Origin of the sequence: Acinetobacter sp. YH12231 (assembly GCF_013417755.1) — a bacterium.
GTDB classification, from domain to species: domain Bacteria; phylum Pseudomonadota; class Gammaproteobacteria; order Pseudomonadales; family Moraxellaceae; genus Acinetobacter; species Acinetobacter amyesii.
Genome location: NZ_VPDJ01000005.1, coordinates 44,480 through 64,862, shown reverse-complemented (window position 1 = coordinate 64,862; position 20,383 = coordinate 44,480). Strand labels below are relative to the sequence as shown.

General features: G+C 42.7%; 20 protein-coding genes. 8 read left to right on the top strand and 12 right to left on the bottom strand.

Annotated elements, in window-relative coordinates:
- Positions 1-45: 45 nt before the first annotated feature.
- Both parE and FTV11_RS02910 read right to left on the bottom strand, forming a co-directional pair.
- Positions 46-1,926 (bottom strand): DNA topoisomerase IV subunit B, encoded by a 1,881-nt coding sequence (gene parE / locus FTV11_RS02915; RefSeq protein WP_078190600.1) that lies wholly within the window; start codon positions 1,924-1,926, stop codon positions 46-48.
- A 188-nt stretch (positions 1,927-2,114) separates the two neighbouring features.
- Positions 2,115-2,714, bottom strand: a complete 600-nt coding sequence (locus FTV11_RS02910) for a YqiA/YcfP family alpha/beta fold hydrolase (RefSeq protein ID WP_180073397.1) — start codon at positions 2,712-2,714, stop codon at positions 2,115-2,117.
- Between the two features lie 243 nt (positions 2,715-2,957).
- Here FTV11_RS02910 and FTV11_RS02905 point away from each other — a divergent pair, with 243 nt between their 5' ends.
- Positions 2,958-4,289, top strand: coding sequence for an alpha/beta hydrolase (locus tag FTV11_RS02905; RefSeq protein ID WP_180025879.1), 1,332 nt, complete (start codon positions 2,958-2,960; stop codon positions 4,287-4,289).
- Between the two features lie 69 nt (positions 4,290-4,358).
- Here the strand turns inward: FTV11_RS02905 and FTV11_RS02900 are convergent, their stop codons facing one another.
- Together FTV11_RS02900 and gshA are read right to left on the bottom strand one after the other, a co-directional pair.
- Positions 4,359-4,886 (bottom strand): disulfide bond formation protein B, encoded by a 528-nt coding sequence (locus FTV11_RS02900; protein WP_180073350.1) that lies wholly within the window; start codon positions 4,884-4,886, stop codon positions 4,359-4,361.
- A gap of 21 nt (positions 4,887-4,907) precedes the next feature.
- A complete protein-coding gene (gene gshA, locus FTV11_RS02895) occupies positions 4,908-6,485 on the bottom strand; it encodes a glutamate--cysteine ligase (RefSeq protein WP_168379700.1) in 1,578 nt (525 codons plus the stop codon).
- A 210-nt stretch (positions 6,486-6,695) separates the two neighbouring features.
- Between gshA and FTV11_RS02890 the strand changes: the two genes are divergently transcribed.
- From FTV11_RS02890 to FTV11_RS02875, 4 genes are all read left to right on the top strand, one after another.
- Positions 6,696-7,235 carry a DUF924 family protein gene (locus tag FTV11_RS02890; protein ID WP_180066494.1) on the top strand — a complete coding sequence of 180 codons (540 nt, stop codon included), beginning with the start codon at positions 6,696-6,698 and terminating at the stop codon, positions 7,233-7,235.
- Positions 7,236-7,295: 60 nt separating this feature from the next.
- Positions 7,296-7,853 carry a hypothetical protein gene (locus FTV11_RS02885; RefSeq protein WP_180073349.1) on the top strand — a complete coding sequence of 186 codons (558 nt, stop codon included), beginning with the start codon at positions 7,296-7,298 and terminating at the stop codon, positions 7,851-7,853.
- A gap of 26 nt (positions 7,854-7,879) precedes the next feature.
- Positions 7,880-9,190: a DUF445 domain-containing protein gene (locus tag FTV11_RS02880; RefSeq protein WP_180073396.1), complete on the top strand. Its 1,311-nt coding sequence runs from the start codon at positions 7,880-7,882 to the stop codon at positions 9,188-9,190.
- A gap of 106 nt (positions 9,191-9,296) precedes the next feature.
- Positions 9,297-9,890 (top strand): hypothetical protein, encoded by a 594-nt coding sequence (locus tag FTV11_RS02875; protein WP_180073348.1) that lies wholly within the window; start codon positions 9,297-9,299, stop codon positions 9,888-9,890.
- Between the two features lie 59 nt (positions 9,891-9,949).
- Here FTV11_RS02875 and FTV11_RS02870 read toward each other — a convergent pair whose 3' ends face one another.
- Complete coding sequence (locus FTV11_RS02870; protein ID WP_373685395.1) at positions 9,950-10,237, bottom strand: DUF2798 domain-containing protein; 288 nt, start codon at positions 10,235-10,237, stop codon at positions 9,950-9,952.
- A 177-nt stretch (positions 10,238-10,414) separates the two neighbouring features.
- On the opposite strand from FTV11_RS02870, the gene argS reads away from it, so the two are divergent.
- Positions 10,415-12,205: an arginine--tRNA ligase gene (gene argS / locus FTV11_RS02865; RefSeq protein ID WP_180073346.1), complete on the top strand. Its 1,791-nt coding sequence runs from the start codon at positions 10,415-10,417 to the stop codon at positions 12,203-12,205.
- 302 nt (positions 12,206-12,507) lie between these two features.
- Complete coding sequence (locus tag FTV11_RS02860; RefSeq protein ID WP_180004357.1) at positions 12,508-13,107, top strand: SPOR domain-containing protein; 600 nt, start codon at positions 12,508-12,510, stop codon at positions 13,105-13,107.
- A 146-nt stretch (positions 13,108-13,253) separates the two neighbouring features.
- Here the strand turns inward: FTV11_RS02860 and asd are convergent, their stop codons facing one another.
- The 5 genes from asd to FTV11_RS02835 form a co-directional block, all read right to left on the bottom strand.
- The gene (asd, locus tag FTV11_RS02855) at positions 13,254-14,105 is read right to left on the bottom strand and encodes an archaetidylserine decarboxylase (protein WP_078193251.1); all 852 of its coding nucleotides are present in this window, start codon (positions 14,103-14,105) and stop codon (positions 13,254-13,256) included.
- Entirely contained in the window at positions 14,102-14,950 is an 849-nt protein-coding gene (locus FTV11_RS02850; RefSeq protein ID WP_180049793.1) for a sulfurtransferase, read from the bottom strand. The genes asd and FTV11_RS02850 overlap by 4 nt, the downstream gene beginning before the upstream one ends.
- 153 nt (positions 14,951-15,103) lie before the next feature.
- Positions 15,104-16,312 carry a nicotinate phosphoribosyltransferase gene (gene pncB / locus FTV11_RS02845; RefSeq protein WP_180011649.1) on the bottom strand — a complete coding sequence of 403 codons (1,209 nt, stop codon included), beginning with the start codon at positions 16,310-16,312 and terminating at the stop codon, positions 15,104-15,106.
- 146 nt (positions 16,313-16,458) lie between these two features.
- Positions 16,459-16,959 (bottom strand): ankyrin repeat domain-containing protein, encoded by a 501-nt coding sequence (locus tag FTV11_RS02840; RefSeq protein WP_078193253.1) that lies wholly within the window; start codon positions 16,957-16,959, stop codon positions 16,459-16,461.
- 183 nt (positions 16,960-17,142) lie between these two features.
- Positions 17,143-18,660 (bottom strand): catalase, encoded by a 1,518-nt coding sequence (locus tag FTV11_RS02835; RefSeq protein ID WP_168379708.1) that lies wholly within the window; start codon positions 18,658-18,660, stop codon positions 17,143-17,145.
- A 229-nt stretch (positions 18,661-18,889) separates the two neighbouring features.
- Here FTV11_RS02835 and dtd point away from each other — a divergent pair, with 229 nt between their 5' ends.
- Complete coding sequence (dtd, locus tag FTV11_RS02830) at positions 18,890-19,330, top strand: D-aminoacyl-tRNA deacylase (RefSeq protein WP_168379709.1); 441 nt, start codon at positions 18,890-18,892, stop codon at positions 19,328-19,330.
- A gap of 80 nt (positions 19,331-19,410) precedes the next feature.
- On the opposite strand, the gene FTV11_RS02825 is transcribed toward dtd, so the two are convergent.
- On the bottom strand, positions 19,411-19,890 hold the full coding sequence (locus FTV11_RS02825) for an SCP2 sterol-binding domain-containing protein (protein WP_078190615.1): 480 nt from the start codon (positions 19,888-19,890) through the stop codon (positions 19,411-19,413).
- Between the two features lie 157 nt (positions 19,891-20,047).
- Positions 20,048-20,380, bottom strand: a complete 333-nt coding sequence (gene aciT / locus FTV11_RS02820) for an AciT family ciprofloxacin tolerance protein (RefSeq protein WP_078190616.1) — start codon at positions 20,378-20,380, stop codon at positions 20,048-20,050.
- Between the last annotated feature and the right edge of the window lie 3 nt (positions 20,381-20,383).

Below are 20,383 nucleotides of genomic sequence, written 5' to 3'. Positions count from 1 at the left end.
TGAAGCAAAAAAAAACCACTTACGTGGTTTTTTCTTATTGCCATTTTAAACTGCCAAATCGGCTAAATTACCCTTCTGCTCTAGCCAATGCTTACGGTCTGAAGAGCGTTTCTTCGCCAATAATTTGTCGAGTAAACCTGAAGTAAACTGTACGTCATCCAAGTCCAGTTGCACTAAACGACGTGTATCGGGATCCATAGTCGTTTCACGCAACTGACTCGCGTTCATCTCGCCCAATCCTTTAAATCGTGTGATTTGAGGATTTTTGGTTTTACATTTCTTTAAGATGCTTTCTAGTTCATCTTCATCCAAGGCATAGTGCACATCTTTATTGTCATCTATACGGAACAGCGGTGGCATCGCCACAAACAGATGCCCTTCCTCAACCAAAGTATGGAAATGTTTGACGAACAGTGCGCAAAGTAAAGTTGCAATGTGCAAACCATCCGAGTCGGCATCGGCCAAGATGCAAATCTTGCCATAACGAAGTTCTGACAAGTCGTCACTACCCGGATCAACGCCAATCGCAATCGCAATATCATGTACTTCTTGCGATGCTAAGACTTCATCAGAAGACACTTCCCAAGTATTTAAGATCTTACCGCGGATCGGCATGATCGCTTGGAAGTTCTTATCACGTGCTTGCTTGGCAGAACCACCTGCAGAATCCCCTTCCACAATAAACAGTTCTGATTCTTCGAGGGTATGACCCACACAGTCAGCCAATTTACCCGGTAAAGCTGGACCTGAAACGATCTTTTTACGTTCCACTTTTTTCGCGGCTTTTAAACGGCGACCGGCCTTGGCAATCACCATTTCAGCCAGTTGCATGGCAATATCGGAGTTTTGATTTAGCCACAGTGCAAAGGCATCTTTGGCAATATTTAACACCACACCAGAGGCTTCACGGCTTGAAAGTCGTTCTTTGGTTTGACCCGAAAATTGTGGCTCTTGGAATTTCAAAGACAGAATAAAGTTGACACCATCCCACACATCTTCGGCAGACAGCTTCATATTCCGTGGGAGTAAATTCCGTAATTCACAGAATTCACGAATCGCATCTGTCACACCCGAACGTAAACCGTTGACATGGGTACCACCTTGCGCGGTCGGGATGAGGTTGACATACGACTCTTGAATGGACTCACCGCCTTCCACATTCCAACAAATCGCAAACTCAGCGCTGGCACGCTCTGCCTCACCAGTCGCCACAAATGCAGGGGCAGGAACGATATCACGGTCTTGCAGTTCATCCATCAAATAGTCAACCAGACCATTTTCAAACTGCCATTCAATTTTTTCGTTATTGATTTGATCGACATAAATGATTTGTAGACCGGCTGCCAATACTGCTTTGGCTTTTAAATTATGTTTAAGCGCTTTTAAGGCAAATTTAGGTGAGTCAAAATATTTCGCTTCAGGCCAAAAATGCACAGTCGTTCCTGTCGCACGTTTGGCACATTTACCTTCTAAAACTTCCAGTGGCGCAACTGGTTCACCGTGTTCAAAGGCCATTTTGTACAGGTTGCCATGACGTTGAACTTCCACCTCAACACGGTTAGACAATGCGTTGACGACAGAAATCCCTACACCATGTAGACCACCTGAAAATTGATAATTGTCTGTGCTGAATTTACCGCCGGCATGTAGTTTGGTCAGAATAATTTCAATCCCGCTTTGACCATACTCAGGATGAATGTCAACTGGCATCCCACGACCATTATCTTCAACTGACAATGAGCCATCTTTATACACTGTCACGGTAATTTTATTGGCATGTCCTGCAAGCGCTTCATCGACGGCGTTATCTATCACTTCCTGCGCCAAATGGTTTGGTCGTGTAGTGTCTGTATACATCCCCGGACGACGACGTACCGGATCTAGGCCAGATAAAACTTCAAGTGATTGAGCCGTATATTGCGTCACGTTGCAAAATTCCCTGCATTTTTGGTTAAAACATTTCTTCAAGCGCTACAGTATATGCTTTTTTATTAAAATGCATATCTCTTGCGATCAGCCGCCATTTTCTTAAACAATTTAAACGTCAAATGATGTCGTAACTGCCCATTTTTTGTATGTTAGATCTGGCATGTCAGCATTTGTATTGGATCATTTTATTTAGACATATTTTTGACAGCATCGGACAAAAACTGCAAGAGCATCGGTATTTTTTCTGCAAAATCATCCATGCCATGTGTTCCACCCACCTCAGTGATCAGCATAGCCATACCGGCTTGAGTCGCACTATAAAAATCAGCGGCATCTCGATAATCCAAGGTTTCATCACCTTGTTGGAGCAAGACCAACAGTTGATCTGCGTTCTCAACCTTAGATACAGCCAAAGCCTGCATTTGATTGAGCTGTGCATCATCCAAGCACCACGTTTCTGTCACCTGATAGGGCAATGCCGTCTCGCCAAATAAATCACGAAATAATTGCCATGGATAGACCGCAGGATTGATGAGCACCGCAGGAATGTGATGCCGTGCCATCAACTGCGTCGCATAAAAACCACCTAAACTACTCCCCACCAAAACCACATCATCCAAACCTTCTATCAGCTCTGACATCTGCTGCATTACCTGTAGCGGTGGCATATTCAAATCTGGCAAATGTACGTGCACACCAATTAAGTTTGCACAATAGCGTCGCAATATCTGTCCTTTCACTGAATTTGAGTTACTTTGAAAACCATGCAAATACACAATATTCATCATTTTGATTCCAAATTGATCTTTAAATTGCTTTAAAAGTGGCATATAAGTGCTAACTGCGTCACATTTTCTAAATTTGAATTTTTAGTAAAATTGTCAGACAAAAGGCATTCACCGACAGGTCTGTTATCGGTATTGTAAAAGCTGTTCGTGAGAATTTTATAAAATAAACAATGAAACTTCAGGCTATTCCAGTAATAAATACAATCGAGGGATAGCATTGAATGTAAGGATAGGAACATTATGCCTAGCTTAACACCATTGCATGAAACCTATTGTAAATGGGACCGCACACCACCCAGTCAAGCAGATGTGCTGGAAGGTTTGGCACAACTCGTGACAATGCGTTTTAGTGATGTCGTGCATGACTTGATCAAAAACATTCAACGTGAAATTTTAATCAGTATTTTTGGAATGAGCGAACAAGGCTCGAAAGCCTTTCATAAGCAGCCGACCATTGCACGGATTTACGAATTTTCTTACAACACCTTTTTCAATTATGGCAATTATTTACTCGCACCAACGCTGCGTAGCATTATTGAAAAATTCCCACGCTTACACGACAAACCGCTCACGCCGTCTTTACATTTTTTAGTGGGCGCGCTGAATGGGGTCTTGGGCGACTATTTACTGAAATATCACAACCCGATGGCCTTACCAATGGTGGTTTACGACCATTATGGTGCGGTACAAAAAGGCGAATTAACCGGTCGTATTACCCTGTTGATTCATGGGCTCTGCATGAATCATCTGTCATGGTCGACAGCCAAATATGGCGGCATTGGTGAAAAATTACTGTCACAACGTGACCACAACACCATGCTGTATTTAAATTACAACACGGGTCGTCGTATTTCGACCAATGGCCGCAGCCTTGCCAATACATTAGAAGATTTGGTCCGTCGCAACCCCGGTATTACCAGTATCGACTTAATTGGTCATAGTATGGGGGGCTTAGTGTCCCGTAGTGCCATTTTTTATGGCAAACAAAATATGTATCAATGGATTCATCAAGTTGAAAATCTAGTCTGCTTGGGCTCACCACATCATGGTGCGGTACTTGAACGTGTCGGATTTCATTTGCAAGATCAATTGGGGCGTTTCCCCTTGGTCAAAATCGTAGGTCACGTGGTGAATATTCGCAGTAACGGCATTTTAGATTTGCGCTATGGCAGCGTGCGTGATGATGATTGGGAACATAATGATGTCCGCATTGGACTCATGGACGACAACCGTAAACCTGCCCCGATTCCATCACATATCAATACCTACCTCGTGGCAGGGACCATTGAATATGAACATCGTCGCAATAAAACGCGACATGTGATTGGAGATTACTTGGTCAGCGTGAAAAGTGCCTTAGGGGAACACCCAAATGCACGTTATCAGCTTAAAGTGCCAGATTCACATAAAGCGATTTTTTATGGCCTGAACCATTTTGAAATTCAGCATCACCCTCAAGTGGCCGAGCAAATCGTGCATTGGTTCTATCCAAACAATGACGATAAAGCTTGTGATCATATCTATGAATTTATGATGGACTTGGAAAGTATGGAAGGCATTGCCCTAACCTAAAGTAAAATTTCTACCATGTGTATGCGTAAAAAAAGCCCTCAACTGAGGGCTTTTTTTTACATCATAGAATTAAAATTTATCACGTAAACGTGGCACTGGTCTGCTTGGGTATTTACGCAATAACTGCCAAAGACTGAGCAAAGTTAAGACTGCAAAAAACACCAATGACCAAACCGGTAAGGATTGTCCCAAGAAGGTCCAATCCACTTTGGCACATTCACCAGAGCCGGTCAGTACTTGCTCAAAGACCGATTTTAAAGGCAGCGTTTCTACCCAATAATCCAGTCCTGGGCCACAGCTAGGTACTTTGTCTGGCGGTAAGTTTTGCAGCCAAATATGACGCGCAGCCACCCCAGCAGACCAAAGAATTGATAGTGTCCCCAACAATGCGTAAATGCGTTTACCCCAATTCGATGCTGGATTGTGAATCAATGCAATCAATGAAATGATGCCGAGTCCAATCAAACCAATACGTTGGAATACGCATAACGGACAAGGTTCTAAGCCTTGTACATGTTCTAAAAACAGCGCAAAAGACATACCGATCACGCTGGCTAAAAACAACAAACCACTCACGAAGCGGAAACTCCATTTCATGGTAAATCCTCTTAAAATTTTTTATCTAAAGTTTTTCAAATATTCTTCAAAACTCAAGGTGCAATCTTGCTCAAGTTGAGCCTGTTTTTCTAAAGACTGCTCAGCAGCTTGTGCAAAATATGCTGCAGTTTCAGGGCTCAAGACATGCTGCTCATACACTTCAGCATGTTGTAAGGCCATAAAGCTACCAAAGCCCCAAGTTCCACCTTGTTCTAAAGTATCGCTAATCATACGTGCCGACAATGTTTCATCGACTTCATCGATGCGTGATTGCATCACAGCCATTGCCTGAGTGTAAATATCTGTGTTGTAAGAATCATCCAGCAATTCAGCCAACGGTTGCATCGCTGCAACATGTGTACGACACCATGTTTCAATTGGAATCGCCTGACCTTGCTGTAAAATCACTGCGTTTGGCGCACGACCACGGTTTACTACTTCCGCCTGATTTTTCTCAATTTCATTTTGTTCGGCATCTAACAATGCTGGGCTGTCTTGCAATAAACAGTATAAAGCCACCACTTCGAGCAAGCCTGCCGTGTCTTCATTGATCCCAATCGGGCTATAAGGATTGACGTCTACCGCACGTAATTCAACATAACCTACGCCACGATTTTGCAGGGCTTCAGACGGTGTTTCACCATCCTGCGGCACTTGTTTCGGACGAACCAAACTGTAGTATTCATTTTCAATTTGCAACACATGGTCATTAATTTGAATCGGTTCGCCCTGTTCATCATTTAAACCTAAATGACTAAATGCGGCATATGGGGTATGCACCGCTTTTTGCAAACCTTCTAAATACGCCTGAATGTCGTTGTAGTGAATCCCTAACTGTTTTTGTGCTGAATTTTGATAGCCAAAATTTCCCATACGCAGTGCCGTTGCATAAGGTAAAAATAACGTGCCTTTTAAGAGCGGTAACAGCTGATGTTCACGTCCAGTCATAAAACATTTACACACCGACGGGCTCGCCCCAACCAAAAACATCACCAATGGCGTTAAACGAATAAAATTACGGATCAGGCCAAAATAACGGTGACTGCGATAATCCTGTAAGCTCAATGCTTTGAGGGCATCGTCAGTTTCGTGCTGTTGTAGTGCTTCAAAGAAATGATCTGGGAAGGATAAATTATAATGCACCCCTGAAATGGTCTGCATACGGCGACCATAGCGCACCCCTAAACCACGACGGTACAAGGTTTTAAAACGTCCTATATTCGAGCTGCCATATTGCGCTAAACGAATACTGTCTTCGTCTTTATCCAACATGCATGGCATCGACAAAGGCCAAAGTTTTTCACCATGTTCCAAATGCGTATGCGCAACAGCATGAATATCTTGCAGATAATTCAACGCCTCTGTAATGGTTTCTTTTGGCGGTGTGATAAATTCCATTAAAGCTTCAGAATAGTCTGTCGTAATATGCGGATGAGTCAAAGCCGCACCCAAGGCTTGGGGATGGTCGGCCTGAGACAAGAAACCGTTGCTTTGCATACGTAAGCTTTCACGCTCAATACCGCGCAACATTCCTTTAATCAGCGAAGAATCTACCCAAGTCGGTAAAATGTCTTGAGAGGTCGATTCGGGTTGACTCATTGCTATCTCGCTTAAATGGAAGAAACTACTAAAATAAAATCATCAGTTTATATCAGTATAACGCGATTTGAAGTGGGCAAATGACCCACTGTATAGTTTTGAGACAAACCGTGATTTTATTTTGGCAATTTTTTATCACAAACTTACTCTATATGACATTTGAAATTTGTGATTTTATAAACAAATATATGCTAATAATGCTTAAAACTTATGAATTATCAAGATATTCTCGAATTTTGGTTTAACCCAGAAAATCAGCCCAATTGGTTCGCTAAAAGCAATAATTTTGATGTTTTAATCGAAAAAAAGTTTAAAGACATCCATCTTGCAGCCAGTCAAGCAGAACTATGGCAATGGCGTACGACTGCTAAAGGTCGTTTGGCTGAAATTATTGTTTTAGATCAATTTTCTAGAAATTTATTCCGTGATTCTGGCTTGGCTTTTGCCCAAGATGCACTGGCTTTGGCGCTTGCACAAGAAGCCATCGCGCAGGGTTTAGATCTACAATTAAGCCCTGAACAGCGCTCATTTTTATATATGCCCTTTATGCATAGCGAATCGACAAAAATCCATCAAAGCGCGTTAAAATTATTTGAGCAACTGGGCAATCCGATCAACTTAGAATTTGAAAAAAAGCATAAAGTGATTATCGATCGATTTGGACGTTACCCGCATCGCAATGCGGTATTGGGCAGAACATCTACAGCAGAGGAATTGGAATTTTTAACCCAACCCAATTCTAGCTTTTAATTGACGGCTTTTGGCCAGTATCTCCCCCTTGCCATGAACCGACTGAACAGGAGTATGCGCATGAACAAACTCATTATCGCAGCAGCCATGACCGCAGCACTGGGCTTCACCGGCTGTGCAAGCACCCCATCGAAGCCTTTAACCTTCGAACAATTGGGTCGTTATGCTGCAACGCCATTAAATGCTCAAAGCTATCGGATTAGCTTCCAAGCTAGCCCCAATATGAGCTATGGCACTGCCGAAGAAATCACCTTGGTTAAAGCTGCTCAAACCACCCTACACAATGGCTTTCAATATTTTAAAGTCATGGATGACCCGAGTAATCGGAGTCAAAAACCGCCGCGCCAAGCAGTGATTTACCCAGACCCTATGCCTTATCCATATGGCTATTACCGTCGCCATCCCGGCTTTTGGCCAGGCCCGTTTTATGACGTTCCACAGGTGGTCACACTCGATCCAACTCAAGTTTCCTACAGTATTACTTGCTATAAAGATCGTGCCAAAGCCCCTCAGGATGCCTTTGATGCTCGCTTGATTTTGCAGTCACTCGGGGCTAAATATGGTTTAGACAGCCAAGGAAATCCTTTGCCTGTAGCCGCTGAGCCTGACACCAAATAAGTCAACCCATAGAGACCCGATCATTGATGAACCCAATTGAACAGCCCGCTGTTTCACCCAGTCTGCAACGCAGTAAACGCTTTGCCACCATTGCTTTGGTGGTGGCTGTGCTGGCGTGGATTGCATTGATGATCGCAGCTAAATTGCTGCCCGAATACGTCTGGCTCATTCATATTTTGATGCTTTCAGCAGAAGCTGGCGTGGTTGGTGGTTTGGCAGACTGGTATGCGATAACCGTTTTATTTCGCAATCCCTTTGGTCGGATTCCGATTCCTAAATTTTTACGTGACCACACAGAAATTATTCCTCGTAATAAAGCACGCATTGCCGAGTCAATGGGCCGCTTTGTTCAGGAGAATTTTCTTTCACCACAAGTGGTTGAAAAAAGCTTAGCGGAGACGGATCTCTCTCTTGCCGTCGGGAAATGGTTGGCCAATCCGCACAATAATGCTCAAGTGACCCAAGTCATTCAGCAAACGGTACCGAAAATTTTCGAATTTGTCGGTCAGGAACAAATTGGATGCTTTATCCAAAATAACAGCGTGCAATGGGTGCGCAATACGCAAGTCAACCATCTAGCCAGTGAAATGCTGCGAGCAGTTTTAGAAAATGACTTCCATCAAGACGTCCTGCAACGTGGACTGGATTTAGCCCATGATTGGATGCTACAGCATCCTGAACAAACTCGTGATTTATCTCGTCAATTGTTTAAAGAACTTGGTGTTTGGAAGCTCGCCAAAGGTGCGAGCTGGATTGGTATTGATGTACAGCAGCGCACCATTGATTCACTGGTCAGTCGTGTCGAGTCCATGCTTGCTGACCATGAACATCCGTGGCGCCGTAAAATTGAAGAAATGGCACAGCAACTCATGCATGAGTTGGCAGACAATCAAAGTGTAGCCAGCCAACGTTTGAATAGCACCAAGGACGCCATGCTCGATAGTCCACAAATGTTGAATTTTATCAGTGGCGCAGTGGTGATTTTATGCGACGCGATTCGTTCTGATTTAGAAAAACCCGACTCTGGGATTGCACAAAACCTACGTGTCGCCATTCAACAAGTGGGCGAAAATATTGTCTCTAATGTCGCTGTACGCCAATTGCTGAATGAAAAAATGAGTGATATTGCCATCAATCTCTCCGATCAATATAGCGAAAAAGTTATTCGGTTTATCAGTGAACGTATACATGAATGGGACTCACGTGAAATGATCGATAAGATCGAAAACGAAGTCGGTGGCGACTTGCATATGATTCGAGTCAATGGTGTCGTGGTCGGTGGCTTTATTGGCCTCGCACTAGGGATTATTCGTGCCTGTGTAGAATGGCTGCTTTAGCCGCCTGCAGCAGTCCTCCTCAAAGGAGATTGGCCGCAGGTTTGAGCTTTATGCGTAGAACCGTTAAACTTTGCCGATCCGAAAATTTAATAGAACAATAAAATCTATGCACTTACCTGCCATCTATACACTACCATTCATTCTAATTATCAGTAGCTTAAGCGCTTGCCAGACCATTTCCAAAACCAGTAGCACAGTCAGCGACAAAGTGATGGGCATGCTCGGTAAAGAAAAAGCCCCTGAAATCGATAAAAAAGGCACAGTCGATATCAGCAAAAGTACCCAACAACAGTTAGAAACCCTACTGACCAATATGCCGAAAAATCAGTGGATCTATATTGAAAATGATCAACAAGGCACATCTACCCTCAAAAATAAATCGGCAGATAATTTCACTTTGAGCTTCAAATTAAATTGCAAAATCAGCACTCAGCGCCCAACTTTCAGTATAAGCAACGCGGATGGCCAAGAGATCCTAAAAGCACATGATACAAATGTGGGGCAAATTCAAATTCTGCTCGACAATAAAAACTTTGGAAATCCGTTTGAGACAGCCCATCAGCAAAAGTTCCAAAGCTTTAAAACCGCTGTCGCTCAGGCCAAAGTCATTAAAGTGTTTAATTCCTCAAAACTCTATACCTTCCAAAATAACAAAGCCGAATTACTCTCTAAAGCAGTAAGTTGTCGCGATAGCCTATAAATATTTAAAGCGAAATGCAGTAAGTCACCGTTTTACTCAACTGTGACTTACATGCAGGCTTATTTTGCAGGTGGCTGTGGCCCTGACATATTAACCAGCAGGCCTGTAAACTTTCGAACAAATGGCAATAAAATCAGTACAATGGGAAAAGCAATTGCCCATGAAATCATCCAATTATGCAGCCATAGAGTCAGAAATCCCTCAAACCAGCCTAAATTTCTGAGCATATTAATAAACGAAATAATACCGCTCATGAGACAGGATAAAATAAACGGCACGATAATCAGCGCCCAGCGTGCAGCTAACTTCGGCACATTGCCAAAAATTTTAGGGGTGGGTTGTGACATGTCCATATACTCAAGCAGTGATCCTGAATCGCTAAACTACTTATATCGTTTTACTTCGATATAAGCAATGCTTCACTTTTATCGAATATTTTTTATTCGCAACAAATGGGTTCACCTAAAGAGCCTGAAATTTGCTATATTTACCGTTTTTCTGCGACATTTATTTTTCGACTGATTATGAATACGGCAATACAAGCAGCGCTCGATCATGCAGTGCAATCCCTTCAAGCTGAAGGTGTACTCCCAACTGACTGGAACAATACTAGCAATTTGACCCGAACCAAAGACCGAAGCCACGGTGACTTTGCGTCAAACATTGCCATGATTGCCTCTAAAGCTGCAGGTATGAAGCCGCGTGATTTAGCCGAAAAAATTCTGGCAAATCTTCCAGAAGTCGCAGATATCAGCAAAGCAGAAATTGCAGGTCCTGGCTTTATTAACTTCTTTTTAAATGCTGACCAACGTTTTGCTGTCTTAGACCAAATTCAAGCTCAGAAAGATCAGTTCGGTCGCACTCAGGCCAATGCTGAAAAACGTGTTCAAGTGGAATTCGTTTCAGCGAATCCAACGTCTAGCCTACACGTTGGTCATGGTCGTGGCGCAGCTTATGGTATGACCGTTGCCAATCTTCTTGAAGCAACAGGTGCCAAAGTTGACCGTGAATACTATGTCAACGATGCTGGCCGTCAAATGGATATCTTGGCGACATCAACTTACTTGCGTTATTTAGAATTGACCGGTCAACAACTGATCTTCCCTAAAAATGCATACCAAGGCGACTACGTTAAAGAAATCGCACAAAGCATTATCGACAAAGATGGCGATGCTTATGTACGCCCTGTTGCCGACATCTACAAAGATGTTCCAGAAGATGTGCAATATGCCGCTGAACTCGATAGCGAAGGCAATAAAGTCGTTGTTTCAGGCGATAAAGAAAAACACATTGATGGCCTAATTCATAATTCACAAAACCATTTGGCTGCGGGCTACCGTGTGTTCCATCAAGCTGCGCTGAAAGCCATTCTTGATGATATTAAAGATGACCTCGGTGAGTTTGGCGTGACTTTCAATCAATGGTTCAGCGAAGCAACCTTGACTGAAAAAATTGATGAAGCATTACAAATGCTCGATCAACGTGGTTTCTTATACGAAAAAGATGGCAACATCTGGTTCAAATCAACTGAATTTGGTGATGAAAAAGACCGTGTTGTGAAACGTCGTAATGGTCAGACTACATACTTCGCATCCGACATTGCTTATCACTTAAATAAACTACAACGCGGATATACCGATATCATTGATATCTGGGGTTCAGACCACCACGGTTATATTGCACGTGTGAAAGCAGCGATTGATGCGCTTGGCTATGATTCTAAAAAATTGACGGTGCTTTTGGTTCAATTTGTGAGCCTATGGCGTGGCGGCGAGATGGTTCAAATGTCATCTCGTTCAGGTCAATTCGTGACTTTACGCGACTTACGTAAAGAAGTAGGCAACGATGCTGCTCGTTTCTACTATGTCATGCGTAAATCAGAACAACACATTGACTTCGACTTAGACCTTGCTGTGTCTCAAAGCAAAGACAATGCGGTGTACTACATCCAATACGCACACGCACGTATCTGCCGTATGCTCGAAAAAGCCGCTGCGACAGACGTTCAATTCTCTGCTGAAGCTGCACGTCAATTTGCAGCTAAACTTGAGTTAGAAGCTGAAACTGAAGTTCTTGCTAAACTTGCGGCTTACCCTGAAATTGTGGTTCGTGCAGCAAACAGCTATGAACCACACCAAGTGGGTAACTACTTGAAAGAATTAGCGGCGTTGTTCCATGGTTGGTACAACGAAAATAAAGTCTTGGGTGATGATGCAGAACTGACTCAAGCGCGCTTATTACTGTCTGTAAACGTACAGCAAGTTTTACGCAATGGTCTTGAATTATTGGGTGTGAGTGCGCCTGAAAGCATGTAAGCAACCCTTTATGTTGCGAGCACAATAGAAATTCATCGGCATCGCCCATGCACAAACACAGCGCATGGGTTTAAGCGTCATCAATTGCATTGTGCTAAAAAGAATCCTTTTCAATACAGGCTCGAAATGAGCCTGTATTTCGTTTATATTCAGCAATATGTCCGTGTCATCTTGGCTGTGCTGAAATTGTGAAAATTAAACAAATTCCTGATGACACTCATGTAATATATAACAATCAAGACTTGCTACTTTGGGCTGCCCCAAAGTGGTTCGTGACAATTAAAATTAAATGAGGTTTCCACGTGTTTGGAAAAACGCAGCGCGGTGTATCTGATCGGCCAAATAAGCCTAAAAAACCATTGATTCCAGCATGGCTAGGTACACTTGTCATCATTTTAATCGTGTTGAGTTTCTTAGTTGCGCTCATGCTTTGGAAACCTTGGGAGCCTGTGAAGCCAAAAGGTCAAATTACCTCTGAACACTACCAAGAAGAAACCAATAAAGACTATCGTTTCTACGACCTATTGCCTCAGCAACAAGTGACGCCAATTCCTGAACAAGCTGTTCCAGAAACCGAAAATAAAGAAACGGTGGTGATTGTTGATGCACCAGAACAAAAGCCAGTTGAAACCACAGAGCTTGGACTAGAAACCACAGAAACTGCGCCTGTTGCTGCAAGTTATATTCTGCAAGTGCGCAGTTATGATGATCCTGATCAAGCCGATGCACGACGTGCTGAAATTATTTTGAACGGTTTATCTGCCGATGTGATTCAAAGTAATGAAAACGGCAAAGTTTGGTATCGCGTTGTGTCTGGCCCCTATGATTCACAAGAAGCTGCTGTGATTGCACAGCAAACTTTACGTCATAGCAGTATCGACTCGATTGTCGTAAAACGCTAAATTTTGAAATTAAAAAAAAGCGCCTGATGGCGCTTTTTTTTATTCATTCCTTTAATAAAGGGAGGTTAGAAGGGATTCTTTTTTGAATACATCAGCTTAGCTCAAAAACCTCTCCCTAACCCTCTCCTAAAGGGACAGGGAATTCATTAAATGGTATGCCCTAAAGCTTCGCCCATCACCACAGTCGAGTTGGCTTTAAAGGTCGCATCCCATTGCATTTTGTTTTCTTCAAACAACACAACCGCTGTTGAACCTAAATAGAAACGGCCCAATTCTGCACCTTTTTCTAAGAATAAATCGTGTTGATTCAGTTCCAAACGCCCTGTCGGTTTAACTTTACCTGTAGCCACGGTTTCAATACCTGCCACGATCATTGCACCTACCAGTACGACCGCCATACGACCAACTTCTGTATCAAATAAGCAGACCATGCGTTCATTACGAGCGAATAAACCCGGAATATTTTCAGCAGTGGTTTGGTTTACAGAGAATAATTCACCCGGTACATACAAAGTTTCTGTCAATGTCCCTGCAAATGGCATATGTACACGGTGGTAGTCTTTTGGAGACAAATAGACCGTAGCAAACTGACCATTTTTAAACGGCTCAGCCAATTGTGGATCGGCAATCAGGTTTTCAACAGTGAACTTCTGCCCTTTGGCCTGAAATACATCACCATTTTCAATTTTACCCAGTTGTGAAATCGCACCATCTGCGGGTGAAACAACACTGTTGGCATTTGCATCAACTACACGTACGCCTTCTTTTAAAGAACGAGTGAAAAATTCATTGAATGATTTAAATTTCAGGGCATTACTTTGCTCAGCAATCGACATGTCGATGCCATACTGTGCTTTAAATGCGGTAATCACAGCATTTTTCACCACAGGGTTTTCACTCGCAGCCAATTTACCCACGATACGTGATAATTTGTGCTGCGGAACAACACGCTGAGCTTGAATAAAAATTTGTTTTTTTAACTGAGATGTAAGGCTCAAGACGGCAACTCTCCGGTGATCACAGGACTATCGAGTCGGTTGCCCCACTCGCTCCACGCACCATCATAAGCTCGAATATTCCAACCGAGTAAACGTCCCAGTATATAAGCTAGGCCCGACCGATGATGGGACTGACAATATACCACCACAGGTTCGTTTAAATTGAATCCCAATTGTTCTAAGCGTTGTTGTGTGCGTTCTAAAGGATGCAATTTTAAATGATTTTCCCGGTTAAGGGCAGTACTCCATTCGAAATGTCGTGCCCCCGGAATGTGACCGCCGCGTCGCGCTGCTAATCGTAAGCCTGTATATTCATCTTCGGTACGGCAGTCCCATACTTGGATCTGCTCCTGCTGCACACGAGCCAATAGCTCATCATAGCTGGTTTGATACTGAGCACGCGCCTCTGCACTGACTTCGACCAATGGGCTCACGGGTTCAAATTGCTCAATTTCAGACGAGGTTGGTAAGCCTGCCCCAAGCCAAGCATGGATGCCACCATTGAGTAGACTGGTATTTTCAAAACCGAGGCAATGCAAGTTCCAAATCAGTCGGCCAGCCCATGCTCCACCTTCATCGTCATACACCACCACATGATGTTCTGGACTGATATTCAGATAACGAATGAGCTGTTCTAAGCCAGCTTGGTCAGGTAATAGCCCCATCGCTTGTTCTTCTTGGCGCACTAACAGTTTCGGCTGCACATGCAGTGCATGTGGAATATGCAATTGGTCATAAACCGAACGACGACTCAAATCGACGATCCGTAGTTTTTCATTACCAAGATGTGGAACCAATTCTTCCGCTTCAATCAGCAGACCAAAATTCAGTGTAGATGCTGTCATCGTTGTTCGTGTTGTATTTTGTGCGATTAAATTCGATCTTAGCATAAGTCATTTTCACTATTATTCTGAATTTTTGCATTCCTTTAGCAATATTTTAGATATAAAAAAGCCGAATCATTGATTCGGCTTTTTTATTTTTATCTAATGCTGTGTTTAAGCGCTAACTTCAGAGATGTCAAACACCTGACGTAGATACGCTAAGAAAGTATCATTATCCGTCATGGTTTTACCCGGACTATCTGAAATTTTTGCCACAGATTGACCATTACATTCAACCAACTTCAGCACGATATTCAGTGCAGTTTGTCCCATATCATTGGTCAAGTTGGTGCCAATACCAAAACTCACTTGGAAACGGTCTTTAAAGTAATTGTGTAAATCCCAAGCTTTTTCAATGTTCAAGCCATCACTGAAAGTCAGCATTTTGGTTTTACTGTCAATTTTAAGCTTTTTGTAATGTGCATAGGCTTTATCGCCCCATTCATACGGGTCGCCACTGTCATGACGTAAACCGTCGAATAGTTTGGCAAAGTACAAATCGAAGTCACGTAGGAACGCATCCATACCGACAACGTCCGTTAAGGCTATTCCTAAGTCACCGCGGTATTCCTGTACCCATGTTTCTAGCGCAGACTTCTGGAAGTTACGTAGACGAACATCAAGCGCTTGGAATGCTTGTAGGAACTCATGCGCCATTGTACCAATTGGAGTAATGTTCAAGTCTTTGGCAATCAGAACATTACTTGTACCGCGGAAAATATACGGTGAAGCCTGATTTAATTCTTCAATTACATGCTTTTGCCATGCATAACTATAACGACGACGCGTGCCAAAATCAGAGACCAAGAATGGTGGATCATTTGGATTTTGCCGTGCTTCATACTGCTTCAGCAAGGCAATCTTATGTTGCAAACGGCGCTCACCTTCGGCTAAAACTTCGGGTGTACGAATACGTTGGAAATATAATTCATTGACGATGGCTAAAACAAAGATTTCAAACATCATCGCTTGAACCATTGGGCCTTCTACCCAAATGTCGAGTCGACCTTCATCATCAATACCCGCTTTAATAAAACGGCGTTTAAGCTGAAATAATTCAAGATAATCAACAAAATCGCTTTTAATAAAACGTAAACTGCGTAAATACTGCAATTCATCTTCTTTAAACTTCAACTGACAAAGCATGTCGAGCTGCATGTTTAAATCATCCAAAATTTCAACCAGTGGATAGGCTGTATCATCCAAGTTACGGCAACGAAAGTGATACACACTATGGGTTTGCGGAAATTTGTGTAACACCACCTGAAGCATGGTGAATTTATACAGATCTGTGTCTAATAAGGATTGGATGATTGGAGACATAAAGACTTTCAGTTTTTATCAACTCTTTGCATTAAAGCATACTTTATTGACAAAAAGCCGATTGATTTAGTGGAATAACTTATAAATCACCGCGATTCATCGACTTTTTTCAATTTTTTTGCTGAAGCTGAGCGCGATCAAGCTCACTATTTTTTGAGTAACTGTCGATATTTTTCTTCTTGACCAAATTCACGCGCAAACTGTTCTGCAGTCTTTTGCCCCATTTTTTTGGCATTTGCATCGCAATCCACTTGGCGTAATTGCTTTGCAATCGCCCATTCTAATTTAAACATGGCACCCATCAATGCGGTGTTGCCTTTATTGTCACGTGCGCAGCGGTCTGCACCTTGTTCTAGCAAACGAGTCACAATATTTTGATGACCATAATAGGTCGCCATCATCAGTGGTGTAAAACCCGAAGCATTGCGCACATCGACCGGAAAACCGTGCTTAAGAAATTCATTGATGACTTCTTCATTGCCAGTTTTGGCTGCAGCAAAGAAAATTGCGATCAATTCCTGTTGTGAGGTCATCTGATCGCTTGCAGTTGCTTTAGCGGGGGAGATATCTTCCGCGATTGCCACGTTTGCGAATGCGGAACCAAACGCTAGAAGACTGGCTAAAGTCAAATGTTGCATAACTTTCATGATGAACTCCAACAGAAATCGAATGTAGAATTGAATTGGAAACAATTCATTTCATTAAAAAAATGAATATTTAAGGAGTGCCTATGAAACTCCCCCTAGGGTGCAGGAAAGGTATGGAGCTTCATAGGACTTTTTGAGGTAACGTTCTAGCCCCTAGTTACCAATCCTTCAGACTGATCGAAATTAGTCTTTCAGTTGTGCTGCTTTGGCTTTTACAGTTGCAAGGTTACCGTTTACTGCTTTGGTCATACGCATACCGTAATCTGCATCTGCTTTGTAGAAGTAAGACAACATGATGTGCTTGGTCTCAGAATCTTTTACGTTGCCAAGATCCGCAGCCAAGTTCATGATTAAATCGTCTTTTTCTTTAGCAGAGTATGAACGGTAAAGCTCACCCGCTTGCTTGAAGTTTTGCTCTTTGGTACCGATCTGTTGAACTGTGCCAGTCAGCGGTGTTTGAACTGCACGTGCTTTCTCAGTGGCAGCTTTAGGCTCTTTACGGCTTGGCTCGTAGTTCACGTCAGAATCACGCTCGCTAACATTCATGTAGCCATCTTGGTTGTTGTTGTTAACAGCAACAAGCGGACGGTTTACTGGAATTTGCTGGTGGTTCGCGCCTAAACGGTACATTTGAGTATCTGAGTAAGAGAAGATACGACCTTGTAATAGACGGTCTTCTGAAGGCTCGATACCTGGAACTAAGTTACCTGGAGCCAATGCCACTTGTTCAGTTTCATTGAAGAAGTTTTTTGGCATACGATTCAGCGTTAAAGTCCCCACTTTGGTTTCTTTCACTAGATCTGTAGGCCAGATTTTTGTTGGATCAAGCGGGTCAAAATCAAAGCTGTTTAAATCTTTAGGATCTAACACTTGGATATAAAGATCCCATTTCGGGAATTTACCAGCATTGATGTTGTTATAAAGATCGTTAGTCAAGTGGTTGAAATCTTTACCTTGTTGCTCAGCAGCTTCTTTAACGTTCAGACCTTTCACACCTTGTTTAGAGCGGAAGTTGAATTTAACGTATTTGTATTCGCCTTTGTCGTTATAAAGCTTGTATGCATGCACACCAAAGCCGTCTTGTTCGCGGTAGCTGGTAGGCACGCCTTGGTTACCATACACATAAGTCAACATGTTGGTTGCCCATGGCTGGCTAGACAAGAAATCAAATACGCGGTTTGCGTCTTGAACGTTGTTGATTGGGCTAGGCTTCATGGCATGGATGAAGTCTGGGAATTTGATCGCATCACGGATGAAGAACACTGGAGTTTGGTTACCCACTAAGTCCCAGTTGCCTTCTTGTGTATAGAACTTAATCGCAAAACCGTGCGGATCACGTAAAGTTTCTGGAGAACCTTTACCGTGAATTACAGTCGAGAAACGTAAGAAAACTGGAGTCTTGGTACCTGCTTTGAACAATGAAGCAATGGTTAGATCAGATAAATCTTTAGTTGCAACGAATTCACCATAAGCACCTGTACCACGGGCATGTACCACACGCTCAGGAATACGCTCACGACCAAAACGTTGTAATTTTTGAACCAATTGCACGTCTTGAAGTAGAACTGAACCATTTGGACCCGCAGTAATCGAGTTTTGGTTATCGCCTACTGGTGCACCATTGTCTTTGGTTAATGGCGCTGCTTGAGTCGCCGCTGTTGCTGTTGCTAACATCGCAACCAATAAAGAACGCTTAAACATCGTCTTAATCTCTCTGTTAAATACCTTTCCTGCCCCGCAAAGATACTGATATTCAATAAATAGATAAAACAGATTATTTTTATAAATTCAATCGTATTATTAGATTTATAAAAAATATACAGTTCATTTTCAAATGTTTGAGCCCAAAAAATTCTACACATCGCCTCGAAAGAAGGATGCATTTGCTACAATCCCTGCCCTATGTTCAATTTTCTACTCGGAAGAAGTTATGCGGGCCTTGTTACAACGTGTTTTAGAAGCCAAAGTGGTGGTCGATGGTGAGATCACGGGTGAAATTAATCACGGTATTTTGGTGTTTTTAGGCCTTGGCAAAGCTGACGATTTAGAAAAAGGCAAAAAGCTGATTGATAAGATCTTGAAATACCGCTTTTTTGATGATGAACAAGGCAAGATGGGCTGGAATGTCAGTCAAGCCGGCGGCGGTATCCTCTTGGTGTCTCAATTTACCCTGATGGCGCAAACGCAAAAAGGCCTGCGCCCCGATTTTGGCCCTGCCATGCCGCCAAACGATGCCAAAGCACTGTATGAACAGCTGGTCGATTACACCAAGAGCCAATATGACCATGTACAAACAGGCATCTTTGCCGCCGACATGAAAGTGCATTTGGTTAATGACGGTCCAGTGACCTTTAATTTAGAAGTTGAATAACCACTGAAGCATTAAAAAAAGCCCTCAAAAGAGGGCTTTTTTTAATGCTTCTCCTTTAGGAGGAGAACAAGGCGTAAATCTTACTTACCTGTTTTTTCTTTAATAAACGCACGTGCGATTTTGATTTTTTCTTTAACCGGTTTTGGAAGTTTAGGTGGAATTAACTTCGCCACTTGGTTAAACCAAACCAGTAAACCAAAATCACCTTCCATTTTAATACTGCCATTTTGCATACCCGTCATGAATGCAGTTGGATCACCTTTCATTAGGGTTTTCACGCCCTGTTCACTGTCCGCAAATTGCAAAATAAAGTCTGCTTTTTCAGCATCGCCTGAAACAGTATCAATCTGTCCGTTATTTACAATAATTTGACGTGCAACACCTAAATCCGTGCCGATTTGAATGCGGAATTGACGTTCATGAACCAATTCAATGAATTTAGGGCTAGTACGTGCAAGCTGTTTCATACGAAGCGCTAAACCTGCCACGAGTAAATCAAGTGGATCCGTACTGACATCAACTAAAGGTAGTTTTACGACAGGAATTGATGATAGTTTCATGACTTAAAGCCTATTGTAATTGTTGGAAAATTGACTGGTTTCATCCTACCATAACTTGGCTTTTGAGAAGTAAGGCTTTGTATCTCAAATCGGACTAATGCGTTCATAAAAAAAATGCGCCCTCAGGCGCATTTTCATTGAAATTTTGTTCTGGCATTTATCGGCTCGAACATTGCTGCTCTTCATCATATACAGGCGTATGCTCTATACATTGACGCTTTGCCATCGCACGCTCTGCACGACGGTCTTCACGTAACAATACTAAAGTGAATACCACCATTGCGGCCATTAATGCCGTTAAATAACTATAAGTCACTGATAATTCAAACATGGTTTGTGTGCCAAATCGAATCACTTCAATGAGTCCCCACACCAGCATCCCCGCCAGCATAAAACTTAACCAGCGACGATAAGGCGAGAAGAAAACAGCAATCACAGCCGCCGATACCAAGCTCAGGCCAACGATTGTTGCTAAATTCGCTGTTAACATAAA